The organism is Brevibacillus sp. FSL K6-2834 (assembly GCF_038592925.1).
Classification (GTDB): domain Bacteria; phylum Bacillota; class Bacilli; order Brevibacillales; family Brevibacillaceae; genus Brevibacillus; species Brevibacillus borstelensis.
The window spans coordinates 5,351,582-5,370,504 of sequence record NZ_CP151945.1 but is presented as its reverse complement, the minus strand read 5'-3'; the positions used below and the strand labels follow the sequence as shown (position 1 = coordinate 5,370,504).

The 18,923-nt window shown below is 53.7% G+C and carries 15 protein-coding genes and 1 riboswitch; of the genes, 12 read left to right on the top strand and 3 right to left on the bottom strand.

Going from position 1 to position 18,923, the window contains the following annotated elements; all coding sequences use genetic code 11:
* Positions 1-224: 224 nt before the first annotated feature.
* From NST96_RS25950 to NST96_RS25925, 6 genes are read left to right on the top strand one after another with little or no spacing between them, the layout of a single operon-like run.
* Positions 225-1,220, top strand: a complete 996-nt coding sequence (locus NST96_RS25950) for a beta-ketoacyl-ACP synthase III (RefSeq protein ID WP_003388546.1) — start codon at positions 225-227, stop codon at positions 1,218-1,220.
* Positions 1,210-2,487 carry a hypothetical protein gene (locus tag NST96_RS25945; RefSeq protein ID WP_003388545.1) on the top strand — a complete coding sequence of 426 codons (1,278 nt, stop codon included), beginning with the start codon at positions 1,210-1,212 and terminating at the stop codon, positions 2,485-2,487. Before NST96_RS25950 ends, NST96_RS25945 begins: the two co-directional genes overlap by 11 nt.
* Positions 2,484-3,503 (top strand): SDR family NAD(P)-dependent oxidoreductase, encoded by a 1,020-nt coding sequence (locus NST96_RS25940; protein WP_342405045.1) that lies wholly within the window; start codon positions 2,484-2,486, stop codon positions 3,501-3,503. Before NST96_RS25945 ends, NST96_RS25940 begins: the two co-directional genes overlap by 4 nt.
* Complete coding sequence (locus NST96_RS25935; RefSeq protein ID WP_003388542.1) at positions 3,478-4,326, top strand: MBL fold metallo-hydrolase; 849 nt, start codon at positions 3,478-3,480, stop codon at positions 4,324-4,326. The genes NST96_RS25940 and NST96_RS25935 overlap by 26 nt, the downstream gene beginning before the upstream one ends.
* Positions 4,317-5,669, top strand: coding sequence for a F390 synthetase-related protein (locus NST96_RS25930; protein ID WP_039071050.1), 1,353 nt, complete (start codon positions 4,317-4,319; stop codon positions 5,667-5,669). The genes NST96_RS25935 and NST96_RS25930 overlap by 10 nt, the downstream gene beginning before the upstream one ends.
* Positions 5,659-6,816 carry a GNAT family N-acetyltransferase gene (locus tag NST96_RS25925; protein WP_342405042.1) on the top strand — a complete coding sequence of 386 codons (1,158 nt, stop codon included), beginning with the start codon at positions 5,659-5,661 and terminating at the stop codon, positions 6,814-6,816. Before NST96_RS25930 ends, NST96_RS25925 begins: the two co-directional genes overlap by 11 nt.
* Before the next feature lie 142 nt (positions 6,817-6,958).
* Here NST96_RS25925 and NST96_RS25920 read toward each other — a convergent pair whose 3' ends face one another.
* The 3 genes from NST96_RS25920 to NST96_RS25910 all read right to left on the bottom strand — a co-directional run bounded on the left by NST96_RS25920 (position 6,959) and on the right by NST96_RS25910 (position 12,199).
* Positions 6,959-8,953: a methyl-accepting chemotaxis protein gene (locus tag NST96_RS25920; RefSeq protein ID WP_003388538.1), complete on the bottom strand. Its 1,995-nt coding sequence runs from the start codon at positions 8,951-8,953 to the stop codon at positions 6,959-6,961.
* A 108-nt stretch (positions 8,954-9,061) separates the two neighbouring features.
* Entirely contained in the window at positions 9,062-10,687 is a 1,626-nt protein-coding gene (ggt, locus tag NST96_RS25915; RefSeq protein WP_227277540.1) for a gamma-glutamyltransferase, read from the bottom strand.
* 250 nt (positions 10,688-10,937) lie between these two features.
* Positions 10,938-11,025, bottom strand: a riboswitch (cyclic di-GMP riboswitch).
* A 214-nt stretch (positions 11,026-11,239) separates the two neighbouring features.
* Complete coding sequence (locus NST96_RS25910) at positions 11,240-12,199, bottom strand: MBL fold metallo-hydrolase (protein ID WP_024983716.1); 960 nt, start codon at positions 12,197-12,199, stop codon at positions 11,240-11,242.
* Between the two features lie 317 nt (positions 12,200-12,516).
* Between NST96_RS25910 and NST96_RS25905 the strand changes: the two genes are divergently transcribed.
* The 6 genes from NST96_RS25905 to NST96_RS25880 all read left to right on the top strand — a co-directional run bounded on the left by NST96_RS25905 (position 12,517) and on the right by NST96_RS25880 (position 18,906).
* Positions 12,517-14,184: a glutamine--tRNA ligase/YqeY domain fusion protein gene (locus NST96_RS25905; RefSeq protein ID WP_342405039.1), complete on the top strand. Its 1,668-nt coding sequence runs from the start codon at positions 12,517-12,519 to the stop codon at positions 14,182-14,184.
* A gap of 776 nt (positions 14,185-14,960) precedes the next feature.
* Positions 14,961-15,566: a QueT transporter family protein gene (locus tag NST96_RS25900; protein WP_024983717.1), complete on the top strand. Its 606-nt coding sequence runs from the start codon at positions 14,961-14,963 to the stop codon at positions 15,564-15,566.
* Complete coding sequence (locus NST96_RS25895) at positions 15,563-16,408, top strand: ABC transporter ATP-binding protein (RefSeq protein ID WP_243014097.1); 846 nt, start codon at positions 15,563-15,565, stop codon at positions 16,406-16,408. Before NST96_RS25900 ends, NST96_RS25895 begins: the two co-directional genes overlap by 4 nt.
* A complete protein-coding gene (locus tag NST96_RS25890) occupies positions 16,405-17,241 on the top strand; it encodes an energy-coupling factor ABC transporter ATP-binding protein (protein ID WP_003388531.1) in 837 nt (278 codons plus the stop codon). Before NST96_RS25895 ends, NST96_RS25890 begins: the two co-directional genes overlap by 4 nt.
* Positions 17,222-18,010, top strand: a complete 789-nt coding sequence (locus tag NST96_RS25885) for an energy-coupling factor transporter transmembrane component T (protein ID WP_243014096.1) — start codon at positions 17,222-17,224, stop codon at positions 18,008-18,010. Before NST96_RS25890 ends, NST96_RS25885 begins: the two co-directional genes overlap by 20 nt.
* Positions 18,011-18,066: 56 nt before the next feature.
* On the top strand, positions 18,067-18,906 hold the full coding sequence (locus tag NST96_RS25880; protein WP_243014095.1) for an alpha/beta hydrolase: 840 nt from the start codon (positions 18,067-18,069) through the stop codon (positions 18,904-18,906).
* The last annotated feature ends 17 nt before the right edge of the window (positions 18,907-18,923 follow it).

Here is an 18,923-nt window from a genome sequence, read left to right as displayed (position 1 = left end):
TTTGGGGCAATCGTCTGTATGTCTGGGGGGAATGAAACAAAAGCTGCCCGGAAACGTAAATACATAGAAGGATACATCTGGAAGCTCCAAGAGGCAAAGCGAGGCCGCATCATCCCTTTCTTTGCCGTTTGGCGGTGTAATTTTGTTCGGAGGGTTTGCAATCATCTGGTAAAATGATGATGCGAATGAAAAAAGAGGCAGCATCAAGGGGAGACAAACGAATGATGGAGAGACCGGTTAGAATACTGGGGACAGGCAAATATTTGCCCAAGCGGCAAGTGACGGCAGAGCAGTTGGACCAAAAGCTGGGATTGCCGGCTGGATGGGTGGAAAAGAAATCGGGAGTGCGGGTTCGGCATTTTGTGACAGATGAAACTTCTACGCAAATGGGGGCCGCGGCAGCTACACAAGCGCTTCAGAATGCAGGCCTTACGTTTGCTGACATCGACTGTCTGGTTTGCGCCAGCGGGACGGCTCAGCAGGAAATTCCTTGTACGGCAGCGCTGCTCCAGGAGGAACTGGGGGAGTCGGACTCCGGCGTCCCGTGCTTTGATATCAATTCCACATGCCTCAGTTTTGTCACAGCGCTGGATGTGATGTCGGCTGCGATGGCTGCTGGCGTGTATAAGCGGGTTTTGATAGTCTCTACTGAAATTTCTTCAGTAGGGTTGAACTGGGAGCAAAAGGAGAGCAGTATCCTGTTTGGAGACGGGGCAGCGGCGGCTGTCATCGGACTTGCGCCGGACGGTTCTTCTTCCCGGATTCTCTGCTCCCGGATGGAGACGTACAGCAAAGGAGCGCATTACTCCGAGATTCGCGGCGGCGGGACCTTGATCCATCCAAGCGAGTACGGGAAGGGAAATGAGAGCGACTTTATGTTTGACATGGATGGACGCAAGCTGTTTCGGATGACCTCCCAGCTTCTTGAGGGCTTTATCGAGAGGTTGTTGTCCAACACGACTATCTCCCTTTCCGAAATCAAGGCGGTCGTCCCTCATCAGGCCAGCGGTATGGCGATGCGCATCATGGCACAAAAGCTGGGGCTTGCGCCGGGCCAGATGATCAATATTATTGAAAATCACGGAAATGTGATCGCTGCCTCTATTCCTATGGCATTGCACGAAGCCATCCAAGAGAAAAAAGTGGCCCGCGGGGACTTACTGCTTCTGCTAGGAACATCAGCAGGACTGTCCCTGGGAGGGGTTTTGCTTGAATACTGAGAGGAAGACGATCCTGCTGACAGGGGGAAGAGCACCGGCTACCTTGGAGCTGGCTCGGCTGTTTGACGAGGCGGGACACTGCGTTGTGGTGGCGGAGAGCTTGCCCGCTCACCTGTGCCGGGTATCCCGAGCGGTTGCCCGTTCTTACCTCGTGCCCCCTCCCCGACAGCAGGAAAAAGAATATATCGAAGAGCTTTGCCGCATTGCAGAAAGGGAAAAAGCAGACCTGCTCGTCCCGACATGCGAGGAAGTTTTTTTCGTCGCAAAGGGCAGAGAGCGTCTCCGTCATTATGTGGAACCGTTTGTGGAAAGCCTTGAAGAACTGCGCATCTGGCATGATAAAGCAGCGTTTGTCAGGCTGGCGGAGCAAGCCGGTTTTTCCGTCCCGCAGACGAGATCGGTTATATCGGCTGCCGGGCTGCTGGAAGCTCTCCAAGATGTCGAACCGGGAAAAAGCGTCGTGTTGAAGCCTGCTTTTTCCCGGTTTTCTTCCCGTGTCCATATCTTGCGCCGCTCTTCGCCAAGAAAGGATTGGTATACAGCGAGCGAACTCCCTGCTATAAGAGAGGGAGAAACATGGCTCGTGCAGGAGTTCATCGCGGGCAGGCAGCTGTGCAGCTATGCGGTAGCCAGGGAAGGCCGCCTTGCCTTGTACGCCGATTATGCCACGACGTTCACGGCCGGGCAGGGGGCGTCTATTTCTTTCAGCTTTGCGGACCATCCCGGAGTGCGAACGTTTGTCGAAAAGATGGTCGGGCTCCGCCGTTTTACCGGGCAGATCGCCTTTGATTTTATCGAGACACGCACAGGGGAGCTGTACCCAATCGAATGCAACCCGCGCCTGACCAGCGGTATCCACCTCTTCAGGGGAAAAAGGGAGGCGGCAGAGGCGTTTTTTGGTGGTCGCGGAGCTGGCGGGGAACATGACGGAAACGACAATAACGAGGCTTTGGAAAAGCCGGAACGAGCGACTCTCCCGGTGCACGCGGAGAAACAGCCTGTAGTTGTGCCTTCCGCGAATGCATCGGCAGCGTTGTCGATGGCTATGCTCTTCTACGGACTGCCTTCCCTTCGCAGTTGGAGAGAAGGAAGGCGCTGGCTGGGGGAGTTCCTGAAGTCGCGGGATGTTGTGTTTCGCTGGAGCGACCCCCTCCCCGCCTTTGAGCAGCTGCGTTTACTGTGGATATTGGCAGATATGAAAAGAAAGACCGGGATGAGCATGATCGAGTGCTCCACAAGCGATATTGAATGGAATGGTGACGAATGAAAAACAGACGTGTACTGGTGACGGGCGGCACCGGTTTTTTGGGACAGAAGCTGGCGCGAAGGCTTCATGAGCAGGGCGCAGAGGTAACGGTGCTGGGCCGGAACAAACGGGTGGGCGAGGCATTGCAAAAGGAAGGAATCCGCTTTGTCTGCACCGACATCACGGATCAAAAGGCCATTCGGGACGTCTGCTACGGGAAGCAGATTGTGATCCATGCGGCGGCGTTTTCTTCACCGTGGGGAAGGTACCGCGATATGTACGCCGCCAATGTGGAAGGCACACGCCATGTGATCGAAGGCTGCCGGCAGCACAATGTAGAGCGATTGATACACGTTTCGACTCCGAGCTTGTATTTCGCTTTTGAAGACAGGCTGGGCATTAAGGAATCGGATCCGCTGCCGCAGCGCTTTGCCAATGAGTATGCCGAGACGAAGTTCCTCGCCGAGCGGGAAGTCGACAACGCCTTTGAAAATGGCCTGGCGACGATTACGATCCGCCCGAGGGCATTGTTTGGACCCGGGGACAATGCAATCCTGCCCAGACTGATCCGGGCCAACAAAAATCGGTTTGTGCCCATTATTGAGGGAGGCCGGGCCGTCATCGACCTGACGTATGTGGACAACGTGGTGGATGCGCTTCTTTTGTGCATGGATTCTTCCGAAAAAACGCTGGGAAAGGTGTACAACATCACGAATGGAGAGCCGGTCATGCTCATCGATGTCCTGAAGTCGGTCTTTGCCAAGCTGGACATGCCGCTTAATAGCAAGGAGGTCTCCTATAGGCAAGCGTACGGCATTGCGTCCGTACTGGAGCTGCTGTCCCGCACGCTGCTCGCCTACAGAGAGCCGATGCTGACTCGTTACACGGTGGGTGTCTTGGCGAAAAGTCAGACGCTGGATATTACCCGAGCCCGGGAAGAGCTGGGGTACGAGCCGCGGGTCGGCTTGCAAGAAGGAATCGAAATCTTTGCGAATTGGTGGCGACAAGAGCATGAACGTAACACTGACCCTGCTTGATACGGGCTTTTGCCGGCAGTTGGAGGCCATCTCGCTTGGCGGAGGGCGATTCCAATCGATCCGGTTTCACGCTGTGGCAGGGTGCATGCATCATCCGGACCACGGCTTGCTGTTGTTTGACACCGGGTACGCCCCTCATTTTTTTACAGCAGCCGCACGTTTTCCCTATTCTCTTTACGCCAAAGCGACTCCGGTCTTTACTGAGCGGAGCCAGTGTGTGAAGGAACAGCTGGCAAGCAAAGGGATTGGACCGGAACAGGTCACTGGCATCTTCATTTCGCATTTCCATGCGGATCATATTGCCGGCTTGCACGATTTTCCGGGGGCCCGGCTGTACTGTTTCCGTTCGGCTTATGAGGAGGTCAAGGGACTTAAAGGAATCGCCGCCGTCAGAAGGGGATTTTTGCCGGAGCTGATGCCGGAAGACTTTGAGGAGCGTGCCATTTTCATTGACGATGGTCCAAAGATACGCTTGTCCGGGGAGTACCATCCGTTTGAGGAAGCGTACGATCCGTTTGCAGACAAAAGCCTGCTGGCAGTCGATTTGAGCGGACACGCCAAAGGACAGTTCGGCCTTTTCCTGCGCGACACGCAGGACCGCGACATCTTTCTTTGCGCGGATGCGGCCTGGTCCAGCGAGGCGTACCGGAAGCATCGGCCACCACATCCTGTTGCACACCTGATCAAGGCGGACGCTGCTTCCTATTTGCGGAATCTGAGGCGCCTCCATGAGCTTCACCGGAGCTGGCCGGAGCTGTACATCCTGCCTACGCATTGTCCAGAAGTACATGAGCTGAGCAAGGGGGAATTTGCATGGAGCTGATCGGTACCCTCTGGCAGTACATCCAGACCAGGCGGCTGGCCAAGCGGTTTCACACCCGCCAGGAGCTTGCCTGCTGGCAGGAGAAGCAGGTCCAGAAGCTGCTCCGCTACGTTTTGCCCCGTTCGCCTTTTTACCGCGAGCGAATCGGGAGCGATCCTTTGCACGGTTGGAAAACGATCTCTCCGATTGAAAAGCGGGAGATGATGGAGCATTTTGATCTTCTGAACACGGCTGGAATCAAGCGTGACGAAGCGCTTCGGATTGCGGAGGAGGCCGAGGAGACACGGGATTTTACCCCGAAAATCGGAGAGGTTACGGTTGGGCTATCGTCAGGAACCAGCGGCAGCCGCGGTATTTTCCTGGTCGGGCCGGATGAGCGGGTCAGATGGGCCGGTGCCATACTGGCGAAGGCATTGCCGGGGCCGCTCTGGGAGAAGCAGCGGGTCGCCTTTTTTCTGCGGGCCAACAGCAATTTGTATACATCGGTAAAACGGAAACGGCTGCAATTCGCCTTTTTCGACCTGCTTCTTTCGCTGGAAGCGCATATTGCCCATCTGCAGCAATACCAGCCGACGATACTGGTAGCGCCTCCCTCCATGCTTCGGTTGCTGGCCGTCGCCAAGCAGGAAGGCTCCCTTGATATCCGGCCAGGCAAGGTTATCTCCGTAGCGGAGGTGCTGGACCCGATCGATGAAGAGGTGATCCGCGAGGCATTCGGCGGGCCCGTCCACCAGATCTACCAATGTACGGAAGGCTTCCTGGCGGCGACCTGCTCGCATGGCACTCTGCATGTAAACGAGGACATCCTGGTAATGGAAAAGGAGTATCTGGACGAGGAAAAAACCCGGTTCCATCCGATTATTACCGACTTTTCCCGGTACACGCAGCCGATGATCCGATACCGTTTGAACGACATCTTGACGGAACGGAAGGACCCTTGTCCCTGCGGCTCCGTGTTTTTGGCTCTCGAACAGATCGAGGGACGGGCAGATGACATTTTCTATTTTCCATCTGCCAAAGGCGCTGATGGTTCTGCTGAAAGAGGCGAGGGGCTCCGCCCCTTTTTCCCTGATTTTGTCCGCCGGGCAGTGATGACTGCGTCACAGGGAATTGAGGAGTACATCGTCCGTCAAAAAAGTCCCGAGCACGTAGAAGTCTCGCTTGTCATTTCGCCGGGATATCGGCGGGAGGATGTGGAAGAGGACGTCCGTCGGAAGCTGCAGCGGGAAATAGAGAGGCAGGGGTACGCAGGGCCCGAAATCGTTTTTTCTCCTTATCAACCACCGGAGCGGGGAAGGAAGCTCCGGCGCGTGGAAAGGATGTTCCAACCTGATGAACGCTGAACGCGTCCGCCTGTATGAGAAAACGGATTTGGCAGAGCTTGCCTGGGAGAGGATGAAGGACGGAGAGTATGCCCGCGCCTATCTGGAGCCGCTGATTCTCGATTCTGTCCCGGCGTACATGTCTAATGTCCGCACGCGGATGGGGGCGCTTGTCATCGATGATCTCGTACTGCCTGTAACTGTCAATGACGAGGAGTACGACAACTCATACGTATGCTCGCCCTATACACACTACATCAGCTATGCCCGCGAGGAAATGAAGCTGGTCACGTCTTCCATGATAGCTTCTCTCGGCGGGCCGTTGTTGTCCGGGGCAGGTGCCCTGATGAAGCTTAGCCGTGTGAATCGGATTGTGTTCGTGAACAATTGGCTTCTGTCCACCAATCTGTATCACCCGTTGACGGCTGAACAGGTCCGGGAAATCACCAGCTTCCTGACCAGGAGGTTTCCGGACCACGCCGTGGCTTTTCGATCCGTAAGTCCAATCGTCTGTCCGGGGGCATGGACCGGCCTGGAGCGGAGCGGATATGTGATGGTGCCGAGTCGGTATGTGTACCTGTTTGACCCCAAACAGGCTAATGAAAAGGGCTGGCGCGTTCGCAATACGTTAAAGCGGGACCGGGATATGCTGAAGAAAAGCGGTTATCGCATCCTTCGGCACGAGGAGCTTGGGGAGGAGCATGCAGAGAGGATCGCCGCACTTTACCAAGCGCTTTACCTGGACAAATACTCCCAACTGAATCCGCAATTGACGCCGGCCTTTGTCCGACTGGCGCTGCACAGGCAGATACTGACCTTGATTGGTCTGGAAAAGGAAGGCAGATTGGACGGGATTCTCGGTTATTTTCAGCGAAACGGCATGATGACCACTCCCCTGTTCGGGTACGATACCGATCTTCCCAAAAAACTGGGGCTGTACCGGATGCTCTCCAGCCTTTTGGTGTCGGAGGCGGAACAAAAGGGCCTCTTGCTTCATCAAAGCGCCGGAGTCGGGGCGTTCAAAGCGGATCGCGGGGCAGAGGGTACTGCGGAGTATACGGCAGTGTATATAAAGCATCTTCCTTACCGGCGACAGATGATCTGGAGAGCCTTGGCTGCGATCCTCGATCGCGCTGTCATCGGCATGGCGAAAAAGTACAAGTGGTAACGGACAAAAAGACAGCTTGGAAACCATTCAAGTCAGCACGGTATCGGTTTATGTCTATCGATACCGTGCTCTTTTTTTGCGGGCAAGGGATTTGCCAAAGACAAACGAACAGCGTGCATGCCGGACAATCGGATGTTCCGCGTTACCGATACAGGGTAAACTTCCGGACTTGGTCCTGCAGCTTCTCGGCAACCCTCGCGAGTGATTCGGCAGAAGAAGAGACCTGCTCGACAGCAGCCAGTTGTTCTTCGGTTGCGGCGGAAACGTTTTGTGTACCGTCTGCCGAGTTTTCTGCCACCTTGGATATTTGCTCGATCAAATAGACGGCTTGTTCCGTGCTTGCCGTCATTTGCTGGGAATAGGCCTGCACTTCCTGAATCTTGCTGGCGACCTGAGCGACGGATTCGCTGATCTGAACGAATGAGCTGCCAGCCTCGTTAACCACTTCAATACCGAGTGCCACTTCCTTCGTTCCTTTTTCCATGGAAAGCACGGCGGTATGGGATTCGGTCTGAATCGTTGTGATCAGTTGTTCAATCTGCTGGGCTGATTTCGCCGATTCCTCGGCCAGCTTCCGCACCTCGTCAGCGACCACGGCAAAGCCTCTTCCCTGCTCTCCCGCTCTTGCTGCCTCGATTGCAGCATTGAGCGACAACAGGTTTGTCTGTTGGGCGATGTCGGTAATCACCTGGACGATCTGTCCGATTTCCTGTGAGCTGTCTCCGAGGCGTTTGACGATGCCAGCGATCTCGTTTACTGTGCTGTGAATCAACTGCATCTGGCTCATGACCGTGTCGATCGCCTTGTTGCCGCCGACAGCAATTTCCGAAGCAGTCACGGCAGAGTCAGCTGCATTTTGTGCGTTAACGGCTATCTGCTGAATGCCCGTTGAGACTTCATTGATGGCTCCTACACTTTCCGCCACGCTTTGTACCTGCTGTTCCGCTCCGTATGCCACCTCCTGAATCGAAGAGGCGATCTGTTCCGTTGCCTTGCTGGTCTCCTCGGCATTGGCCGACAGCTCCTCTGCAGAGGAAGCGAGCTCTTCGGCTGCTGTGTTTACCTGTTCGATGATTGACCTCAGATTGCCTACCATATGGTTGACTGACTCGGAGAGCTGCCCTACTTCATCCCGGCTTCTGATGGCCAGCGGATCTACCGCCAGATCGCCATCGGAAATTCGGCTGGCCACGGCGGCAACCTCAACGATGGGACGGCTGATTTGACGAGACACAAAGTAGGCGGCTGCAATGACGATGGCTGCTACGATACCTACAATCAACATCACATTCAGTGTCAGCGCTGTTACCTCAGAGGTGATGGACTCGATCGGGATGTGGAAAAACAGGCTGTAATGAGTCTTGGGGATAGAAGCGTACGTAACGACGTATTCGGTACCGCCGTCCAGATACGTAAAGGAGCCCGATTCGGGTGCGTTATTTTTGAGAATGCTGCTCAAGCCTTCAGGGAGAGCTGCTTCCTCAATGGTTTTGCCGATCAGGTCGGGGTTGGGGTGTACCTGGATCAGTCCTTGGTTATCGACCAAAATCGGGTAACCGCCTTCACCCAGTTGTACATTGTCCAAAAAGGTCGAGGTGAACGAATCCACGTTTACAAGCCCGGTCAGTACGCCGAGTTTTTCTCCGGCATTGCTCACAACGGGAGAAGCGACTACAATCGACCGATTTCCGGTCGTTTTTGCGATCAGCATGTCAGAGTAGCTGGTTTTTCCCTCCATGCCGAGTTTGAAGAACGGACGCTCCGCCAGGTTGATCCCTACGCTGCCTTCAAACGTGTCCGCTGTTACCTTCCCGTCCGGGGAAATAAATGTATTTCCGTCAAAGATTTTGATTTCGTTCGTAAATTTGCGAATGAACTTGTTCTTTGCTTCATTGTCAAAGGATTGGATGTCCGAGGATCGTGCCAGAATCATTACTTCCGACAGTCTCCTGTCCAGCCATTGGTCCATGGCGTTTGCAGTCGACTCCGTCAAATGAACAAAGGAATCCTTTTGCTTGTCGATCAAAATTCTGGTGCTTTCGGTCAGTACCAGATAAGAGCAGGCGATCAAGGGGAGTACGGCCACAAGCAAAAACCAGATAATGATTTTATTCCGAAGCTTGCTGAACAGACGCATCGTTGCAGCATCCTTTCATAATTCATGCTGGGAATCCGGAAGGGACAGAGTATAAAGCTGGAAATGCAGACTGCTGAGATAATCCCAGCAGTCTGCACGTATTATAAATCAATAGCCCATGGCAGCCCCTTCGCCGCGCGGGTCTGCACCGCCAAACTTGATGTTGCTTTTCGGATCGATCAGAATGGCACCGGATTGACCCATCGCATCGGTATAAGCGGCTTCCAGCTTCTCAACCGGATGACCGCGTTTTACCAGCTCGTCGAGGACTTCCTGCGGAATGCGGCTCTCTACCTTCAGATTGTTGGAGGAGGAGCCCCAGTTGCGGCCATGCAGCCATCTCGGTGCTTCAATCGCGTCTTGAACCGTGAATCCGAAGTCGATAATGCGCGTGACGAGAGCGGCTTGTGTCTGCGGCTGCCCCTCACCGCCCTGTGTACCGTACAGCAGGTAAGGCTTGTTGTCTTTCAAGAGCATAGCCGGGTTGATCGTGTGGAAGGTGCGCTTGCCTGGCTCCAGGTGGTTGATATGATTCGGGTCCAGAGAGAAGTAGCTTCCACGGTTTTGCAAGAGAACACCAGTGTCCTTCGCGACGACGCCCGAGCCCCAATCGAAGTAGTGGCTCTGGATCATGGAAACGGCATTGCCGTACTTGTCGACTACACCGAGCCAGGTAGTGTCGCCCTTGGGATCGAGCGGTTCTACGGTTTTGGCAGCCTGCTTCATGTCAATCCGGGCAGCAAGGTCTTTGCCGTGCTGCTTGGACAGCAGCTCGTCTACCGGAATGTCAACAAACTCAGGGTCTGTCAGCCATTTGTCGCGGTCGGCAAACGCTTGCTTCGTCGCTTCCACGATAGCGTGGTAGTAATCCGGCGTGCCTTCGCCCATGCTCTTCAGGTCAATGTTGTTCAATATGTTCAGAATCGACAATGAGGCCATGCCTTGAGAGTTGGGCGGTACGTTGTAGGCTTGGTATCCGCGATAGTCGACGGTGATCGGATCAGCCCAGGTGGACGTGTGCTTTTCAAAGTCTTTCAGAGTCAGCAAACCGCCGTTTGCCTGCATGTCTTTTACGATTTTTTCGGCGATCTCGCCTTTGTAAAAACCGTCTGCGCCTTTTTTGGCGATCACTTTCAACGTTTTCGCCAGATCCTCCTGCTTGAGGATTTCGCCGGCCTGGTACGGCTCGCCGTTCGCTTTCAGGTAGGTCTTGCGGAACCCTTCAAAGCGCTGCAGATTTTTCAGATCGTTGTCTGTCGGATCGATCGCGTATTTGGTCCAGTACACTTGGTTGGGAGAGACCGGATAGCCTTTTTCCGCATATCCAATCGCCGGCTCCAACAGTCTGTCCCATTTCAGCTTGCTATCTCCAGCCAATTCCTTGTGTGCGTAGTTGTACGCTTCCCACCAACCGGAAACGACACCAGGGACCGTGTTGGCGGACTCGTACCCGCGGGAAGGAATTTTTTCGTAGCCTTTCTTTTTGTAATATTCGATCGTTGCCTTTTCACCAGCTCGACCGCTTCCGTTCAGCGCTCTTACTTCTTTCGTCTTTGCATTGTAGATCAGCCAGAAGTTGTCGCCGCCAATCGACGTGTAGTGCGGGTAAACAACGGCGAGCGTAGACGCGGCGGCAATCGCGGCATCGACTGCGTTTCCGCCCTCCTCGAGTGTTTTGAGAGCTGCGGCTGTAGCCAGGTAGTGAGGAGCCGTAACCATGCCGTTTGGCGACATTGTTGTGGGGCGATTTGCCGCCTCCACTGCGGCAGTTGTGAAGCTGGACAGACCGATCGTCGCGGTCAGCGCTAAAACAGAGAGTTTCTTCCAGATTGACTTTTTCACTTTCCATCCTCCTTGTTGTGTACGGTCGAAGCATGAAAGGTTGAACGGTTCGGGTCAAAATCGATTGGCATCACCTCCTTTGCATAACAACACAAAAAGACCAATGACATAGGATCATTGGTCTTTGGTCCTACATCAATACTTCGGCAGCTGGCTGGCTTGTCCATTTGCTGGAGGTAGCCCCTGTAGCTTTGCGTCGCCGGATTTCCCCGGGTTTGCCATTATCGATATCAATGTGAAATAAGATAGTGAACGCAATTTGTGAAACTTAGTACATATGAAAAATTGTACATATGGGAAAAGATTCGTAAGATTGAATCTGATTCCATAGATGCAAAAAATATCTATCCATTACCTATATTCGGTAATATTGGACTAGTACTTTAGTGAAAAATTTATTTATTTTTTTCAAACAGATGCATATCCGTCTTCCGTTTCTCTTTCTTACTCCGAAACGGCTAAGATCTGCTGGCTAAGCTGTTGAAGGTTGCGAGCAAAGAGGCTGGGATAGCTCCAGGAGGCATATGGTTCGGGTATGGGGATTGCTTCGATGGCTTCGGGTGTGGAGCCGTTCTCGGCCAGATGCTTGGCTTGGTCCCACAAAGCTTCCAAATAGTGAAGACAGCTATCCACAGTTTGATGGTCTCCGACCGGGCCGTGGCCGCCGACTGCTGCCGAAATGGGCAGGTCTTTCCAAGCCTTCAAAACGGAGACCCAGTGGGAAAGATTTCCTGTCTGCATACTGGGATGATTTTGCACAAAAAGCAGGTCGCCGGCCAGAAGAACGCGGTCTTCGGGCAGGTACAGGACAGAGTCGCATGTGCTGTGTCCGTTTCCTTTGGCGGTCAGTACGGCAGTTCGCTTCGAGCCGTGGAGCGTGACAGAATCAGAAAATGTCAGGGAGGCAGGGGTCGCGGAGAACGTAGGCAGTGCAGCGTCAAGGGCGAGAATGTCTCCGAGGTCGGTGCGAAGCTCCTTTTGCTTTTCCGGATCTGATTCGGCTTCCAAAGATTGGCGAACCTTGTCAGGGTATTCGGGGTGCTGCTTTGCGAATTGGACGAGGCTTGTACAACGCTCGAGCATGAGATTTTTGGTGGTTTCTGTGGAGAGGATAATGGCATCGGAAAAGACTTGGTTGCCGCCCACATGGTCAAAGTGGAAATGGGAATTGATAACCAACGATACAGGGCGTCCAAGCAATTGCTCGGCTGCTTCTCGCAGTGCAAGCCCTGCCTTGGGCGTGTACATGGTGTCAAAAACGACCGTCCGATCGCCCAGATCGACGATGGCGGCATTGCCCATGGCTCCTGTGCCTGCTTTGATAACGGCGGCAAAAACACCTTCCGCAATTTCTGCCAATGTAAAAAAGGAGGATTGTGTATTGATTTTTTCAAGCACACTCACAACAGATCACCCCAATCATAAAATATGTTTCTGCCTGTAGGATAAAATGGGAATCTTTTGGAAACAACTTCAATTTATATACATCGTGTGAACACCCACGGGGGCTCTCCTGCTTATGATAGTAAAAACCCTCTGAAGGGCGGTTTGTAAAAGCGCCTGGTCCAGAGAAGGTGATTCTTGCTACAAGCCGGTTGGCCAAGGGGTGACTGATAACGATGATGCATCGGCCCAACATCAGAAGCCGGGCGAATTTGTTGAACTATCGCCGGGGAATCAGTATTATGGAATGTAAAGGTGAAGGGAAAGGTTGAATTTCTGTGGAAAATAAATCGGCATCATCATCCAACTTTATCCGCAACATTGTCCTGGAAGACCTGCGAGAGGGCCGAGTCGGGGAAATCGTTACCCGCTTTCCTCCGGAGCCAAACGGGTATTTGCACATCGGACATGCCAAAGCGATTTGCCTTAATTTTGAACTGGCAAAGGAATTCAATGGCAGAGCCAATCTTCGTTTTGACGACACCAACCCGGTGAAAGAAGACGCGGAGTACGTAGAAGCGATCAAGGAAGACGTACAATGGCTTGGCTTTGAGTGGGACGGACTGTTCTTTGCATCGGATTATTTTGAGGAAATGTACAATCGCGCCGTTCTGTTGATCAAAAAAGGACTGGCTTACGTATGTGATCTGTCCCCGGAAGAAATCCGCCAAACCAGAGGGACCTTGACGGAGCCGGGTACAAACAGCCCTTACCGCGACCGGTCGGTGGAAGAAAACCTGGATTTGTTCCAGCGGATGCGCAACGGCGAGTTTAAGGACGGCGAAAAGGTGTTGCGCGCCAAAATCGACATGAGCTCCCCCAATATCAACCTGCGTGACCCGATTTTGTACCGGATTTCGCATGCTACCCACCACAACACGGGAGACAAATGGTGCATCTACCCGATGTATGATTATGCACACCCGCTGGAGGACGCTATCGAGGGCGTAACCCACTCTCTCTGTTCGCTTGAGTTCGAGGATCATCGCCCGCTGTACGACTGGGTTGTCCGCGAATGTGAAATGGAAAACGTGCCGAGACAATACGAATTTGCCCGGTTGAACCTGACCAATACGGTAATGAGCAAACGGAAGCTGAAACAGTTGGTCGACGAACAGGTAGTAGACGGATGGGATGATCCGCGCATGCCTACCATTTCGGGACTTCGCCGCCGCGGCTTTACTCCTGAGTCCATCCGTACATTTGCCCGGGAAATCGGTGTGGCCAGAAGCAACAGCACCGTGGATGAAAAAATGCTGGAGCACTTCATCCGCGAGGACCTGAAGCTGAAAGCGCCGCGGACGATGGCTGTACTGCGCCCGCTGAAAGTGGTCATCACCAATTATCCGGAAGACCAGGTCGAGCTGCTGGATGCGGAGATCAACCCGGAAAATCCGGAAATGGGAACCAGACAAATTCCATTCTCCCGCGAAATCTACATTGAGCAGGACGACTTCATGGAGAACCCGCCGAGCAAGTATTTCCGCCTGTTCCCGGGAAATGAAGTACGGCTCAAGCACGCGTACTTCATCAAGTGCACGGACGTGATCAAGGATGAGCAAGGCAATGTCGTCGAAATCCACTGTACGTATGACCCTGAAACGAAGAGCGGCAGCGGCTTTACCGGTCGCAAAGTAAAAGGAACGATCCACTGGGTAGACGCCAAGCATGCGCTCCCTGCGGAGTTCCGCCTGTATGAACCGCTGATTTTGGATGATCAGGAGGAAGGAACCACGTTCCTTGACAATATCAATCCAAACTCTTTGGAGATCGTGAACGGATACGTGGAGCCTAACATGAAAGAGACCAAGCCCCACGACAAATACCAATTCTTCCGTCACGGATACTTTAATGTCGACCCGAAATATACGACAGAAGACAAGCTGGTGTTCAACCGGATTGTTTCCTTGAAGAGCTCGTTTGAACTGCCGAAGCAGCAGGGATAACAGAGAATGCAAAGCAGAAAGCTGTTGAAGTCTCATTGAGGCGTTCAACAGCTTTTTTTATTGGCTACATAGGATTAGGAACGTGGCTGCAGTGAGAGAAGCATATTTCCAGGCTGCGCTCCGGTCTGCGTCCGCAAGGGAGCCGAGACTGTCCGCTCTACAACGATTCGCGGGGGAGCGTAAAAGCAGCAGCCGTTCCGAAGCCCAATCAGAGTTACGCTCCTGATTCCCGCGATTTCGTTGTTCCGCTGGGCTGGACTCCGCTAGTCGCTCCGCCTGGAAATATGCTTCTCTGTCGTCGCGGGTTCTTTCGGGTATCTCGGGGAGAAAACAAAAGCTGTAGAGATGAAACAGGAGAAAAACGCGAAGGTCTTTGGGACACATACCCAGGCTTCGTTCCAAAAGTGGAACACGCTTTTAGCGTCCAACCTCTGAGAGGCTTCTGCGAACGGGCTGCTTTTGGACGCGGTTCCACTTTTGGAACGAAGCCGGCCAGGATTACCCCCGGCAAGTGTCCCACCGAACCTGGAGCGTTTTTCTCCTGTTTCATCTCCTCCCCCCAAAGCCCGAACAACGCTCATTCTAAAAAACTACTATCGCTACCCTCGGTATCCATCTGACGTTCTTATCAAAATGGCCCTAGCAGATTAAAGAAGATTTGCTGTACCCAAGTCCATCTATAAACCTGTTCAAGCCATTGCGAGAGTCAGCGCGGAGGGGTAAACTAGCATCATGATCATGTAAACCGTTTTCATAGATAAAGGAGGTTACTAGAGATGGGAACGTCTCTCTTTCGGCGAAAGTGGACGACTGTCGACTTTGTCCTGATCGTCGTCACGGCGGCCTTGTACGCGGTCGCCTTGATTATGCTCGCTAACATCAAATTAGCTCCATCCGTACCGCTTCGACCGGCGAATGCGCTGCAGCCTGTTTTCGGCATTTTGTTTGGCATTCCCGGCTGCCTGGGTCTAGCATTTGGAAACGTGGCCAGCGATCTGCTGACGGGAGGCACACCGCCGCATGCAGTCATCGTCGGCTTCATCGGCAACTTTTTAGGAGGATTGATCGGTTATTTGGCTGTCAGTCATCCGGCCTTGAAAACAGGGCGCAGCATCTTGCAATATTACATATTTGTTGTATTGATTGCCTCTGCAGTGGTGGCCTGCTCGATTTTGATCAATGTGGCGCTTGGCTTTACGCCGATGGCCATCGCAACCTTGTTTATTCCGACCGTCTTTTTGAATCAGGCAGTATCGACGGCAATACTGGGGCCAGTTCTGCTAAAGCTGCTGTATCCGTTTGTGAAGCGGGCAGGCTTGTACCGGGGACGAGCACACGGCAATGGACTGCTTTCCATTGAAGAAGGCGGGCTTCGTCCGTGACCGGTCAGCCGCTGCTCCGTTTGGAAAACGTTCGTTGGCAGTACGAGGATAGCGCCAAGCATGCGCTATCCGACATCAATCTTTCCCTCTATCCGGGCGAAGTGGTGGGAATCGTCGGCCCCTCTGCCGCGGGCAAAACAACGCTTCTTTTGGCTTTGGCCGGGCTGGTACCGCGCAATTATTCCGGGCAGTTTTCCGGCGAACGCCGGGTCAGCGGGGAGTTGGGCATCGTCTTTCAAGACCCGGAGACACAGTTTATCGGCCTTACGGTAGAGGAAGAGATCGCCTTTAGTTTGGAAAACAGCGGGCAAGCGGATGAGGAAATCGAGCAGCGGATTGGTGAAGTCCTCAAGCTGGTCGGTCTGGAAGGCTTTGCTCTCCGCTCTCCCTTTGAATTATCCGGAGGAGAGAAGCAACGGGTGGCCATCGCTTCGGCATTGGCCCATCAACCCCGAATCTTGCTTTTGGATGAGCCTACCTCCGAGCTGGACCCAAAAGGAGCTAGGGAAGTGTTTCAACTGCTTTCACAGCTAAAGCGGGAGCAGGAAATCACGATAGTCGTCTCTTCCCACGCGACAGAGGAATTGGCTCAATTTTGCGATCGCATTTTGCTCTTGGCGGACGGGCGGATTGAACTCGATTTGCCCGTACGTCCGTTTTTTGGCAAGGTGGAGGAGCTTGAGAAGCACGGAATTCTCGTCCCCGATGTCATACAGTTGTATTTGCAGATGTGCCGGACAGGCGTCATCACCGCGAACAAAGACGGGGTGCCGCTCCATGTGGATGAGTTGGCCGAGTGGTACCGCGAAGCTCGCATAAGCGGCAGGAGGGATGAGACATGAGCAGCTTGATCCGTTTTGAGAACGTCTCATTTGGCTATGAAGCTGACAAGCAGGTGCTCAAGGATGTTTCCCTGAACGTGGATCGAGGCGAACTCATCGCCATTATCGGCGGAAATGGCTCCGGGAAAACGACGCTGGCCAAGCATTGCAACGGTCTGTACAAACCGACGAGCGGGACAGTCACAGTAAAAGGAAGAGATACGCGTGAACAATCGGTTGCTGAGCTGTCTCGCACCGTGACGTACTGCTACCAAAATCCTGATCATCAGATTTTTCAATCAACCATTTTCGAAGAAGTCGCTTTCGGGCCGAAAAACCTGGGGCTGCCGCAGACTGAGATAGAACAGCGCGTCACAGAAGCTCTGGCTGCTGTGGGACTTGAGCAGATGCGCTCAGCCGAGCCGTATTTTTCGAGCAAAGGGACCCGGCAAAAGATTGCGGTGGCCTCTATTTTGGCGATGAAGCCGGAGGCGATCGTGCTGGATGAGCCGACGACAGGGCTGGACTACCGCGGCGTGCGGGATATCATGGCGCTGTTGCGAAAGCTGCACCAGGCCGGCCATACGATCATCGTCGTGACCCATGACATGAAGCTGGTGGCAGAATACGCCTTGCGCGTGCTGGTCATGCATCAGGGGAGGCTGCTGTGCGACGGGACGCCACAAGAGGTTTTTGCCCGACAGGAAGTGCTGATGAAAGCCCAGGTGGAGGCCCCTGCAGTTTATCGTTTCGGCGTTGCCGCAGGCTGGAGCGAGCCTGTACCGCTCACACTGGAGCAGGCTAAGGTGCGGGTGACAGAGGAGAGAATGCTGCATGAAACACGCTCATCCTAGTTTTGTACTGCTGTCGTTTATCTTGCTGGGGACGTTGCCGTTTCTGTTTCAAGACCCGCGATTTCTCGCAGTCGTTTTGTTGATCAATGCCTTGTTGATCGCCAAGCTGGGGTGGAGCCGATCGATGTTGAAGGGCTACCTGTTGATCGGGGGAATCGGGGCCGTGTTTGCGGCGATCACGTGGCTGCCGTTTACCAGCATCGGCCATCCGTATTGGAGCAGCAGGATCCCTTTGGTCAATTATCCGATCCAAGTGACGGACGTAGGTGTCCTGTGGGCATTAGGCATGGGACTAAGGCTGGCAAACGTGGCTCTGCTGTCGATGTATTACCTGTTTTCAACCAGTCCCCGGGAAATGGCGATGGGACTGAAGGGGATCGGTGTTCCATTTTCCGTCAGTTATTTGCTCTCGCTGATTTTTCGTTTTATCCCTCTCGTCAAGCATGACCTTGTCACGATCCGGGAAGCCCAGATGGTGCGGGGCCTGCAGCTCAGTGAAGGAAGCATTCCGGAGAGGATGCGAAAGTATGGCTTCGTTCTGGTTCCGCTCATTTTCAGCTCGCTCAAGCGCGTGCAGTTGATCGCCAATGCGCTGGACGCGAAAGGGTTCCGGATGAGAAATCGCCAGCATCGCTTTTACCGAATGCCCAAATGGAAATCCAAAGAGCTCGTCGTACTGGCTTGCGGTTTTGTTGTCGTTGCCGTATTGCTTTACTTCGCCCGCATTCATCCTGAACATTTGGGCGTGTTGATACCCGGGAGGATTTGATTTGCACAAAATGCGGATGTGCCGGGTTTGAATCATTGCGGAAGGTAGGGGGAATCATGGCCGGACAACAAAGAAAGCAGCTGGTGAAAAACGGACTTGTTCTGGCGTATACGGTCGCAGGGAGACCAGAGGCTCCTGCTCTTCTGCTGCTTCATGCGATTCGCAACACCAGTCGATTATTTGACCACATCCTTCCGGAGCTGGCGAAGCGTTGCCGGGTGATTGCGGTTGATCTGCGCGGACACGGAGAGTCGGTCAAAGAGGGGCCCTATACATTTGAACAGCTGGCTGAGGATATCCGTACCCTGCTGGATACGGAGGAAGTGGAACACGCGGCCATCGTTGCCGCCTCTTTCTCGGCAGTCCCGGCACAAATGTTTGCGGCAGCCTTCCCGGAACGAGTCACACACTTGATTTTGCTGGACGGCGGCTTCTATAGCCTGCGAGAGATGCCCGGCTTTGACAGAGCGTCCACAGTAGACAGACTGGCAGAAACCCGCTTTCCTTCGATAGCTGCAGCGAGGGAGTCCTATATCGCCCGTTATGGAAAGGGCGGCATTCCGTCGTCCTTGCCGGAGAGCGAGCTGGAGCAAAAGGAAGACGGCGCTTATGGCTACAGGCTGCCGCGGGAAGCGTTTGACGGCTACTTTCGGGCATATGCCGCATTTGACAAGGAAGCCTTGTTTGCCTCGCTGAAATGCCCGGTATTGCTGCTGCTCGCAGACGAGATGACGCTGTCCGACGGGGAGCAGCAGCGTTTTTTTCAGAGGGCAGCAGCCGAATACAGACAAAAGGTTCCGCGTGCTGTATGCGAAAAAATTCCCCATGCACAGCATTTGCTCATGCTTACCCACCCGCGAGAGACGGTGGAGAGAATCATATCGTTTGTCCACTAGAAAAGGGACAGGCTGAC

Excerpts from the sequence above, each read along its gene's own strand:
- ggt (WP_227277540.1), bottom strand. The coding sequence starts at position 10,687 with ATGTCGCCAAACGGCATGGTTACGGCTCCTCACTACCTGGCTACAGCC.
- NST96_RS25925 (WP_342405042.1), top strand. The coding sequence starts at position 5,659 with ATGAACGCTGAACGCGTCCGCCTGTATGAGAAAACGGATTTGGCAGAG.
- NST96_RS25935 (WP_003388542.1), top strand. The coding sequence starts at position 3,478 with ATGAACGTAACACTGACCCTGCTTGATACGGGCTTTTGCCGGCAGTTG.
- NST96_RS25930 (WP_039071050.1), top strand. The coding sequence starts at position 4,317 with ATGGAGCTGATCGGTACCCTCTGGCAGTACATCCAGACCAGGCGGCTG.
- NST96_RS25885 (WP_243014096.1), top strand. The coding sequence starts at position 17,222 with ATGAAACACGCTCATCCTAGTTTTGTACTGCTGTCGTTTATCTTGCTG.
- NST96_RS25880 (WP_243014095.1), top strand. The coding sequence starts at position 18,067 with ATGGCCGGACAACAAAGAAAGCAGCTGGTGAAAAACGGACTTGTTCTG.
- NST96_RS25890 (WP_003388531.1), top strand. The coding sequence starts at position 16,405 with ATGAGCAGCTTGATCCGTTTTGAGAACGTCTCATTTGGCTATGAAGCT.
- NST96_RS25950 (WP_003388546.1), top strand. The coding sequence starts at position 225 with ATGGAGAGACCGGTTAGAATACTGGGGACAGGCAAATATTTGCCCAAG.
- NST96_RS25900 (WP_024983717.1), top strand. The coding sequence starts at position 14,961 with ATGGGAACGTCTCTCTTTCGGCGAAAGTGGACGACTGTCGACTTTGTC.
- NST96_RS25940 (WP_342405045.1), top strand. The coding sequence starts at position 2,484 with ATGAAAAACAGACGTGTACTGGTGACGGGCGGCACCGGTTTTTTGGGA.
- NST96_RS25920 (WP_003388538.1), bottom strand. The coding sequence starts at position 8,953 with ATGCGTCTGTTCAGCAAGCTTCGGAATAAAATCATTATCTGGTTTTTG.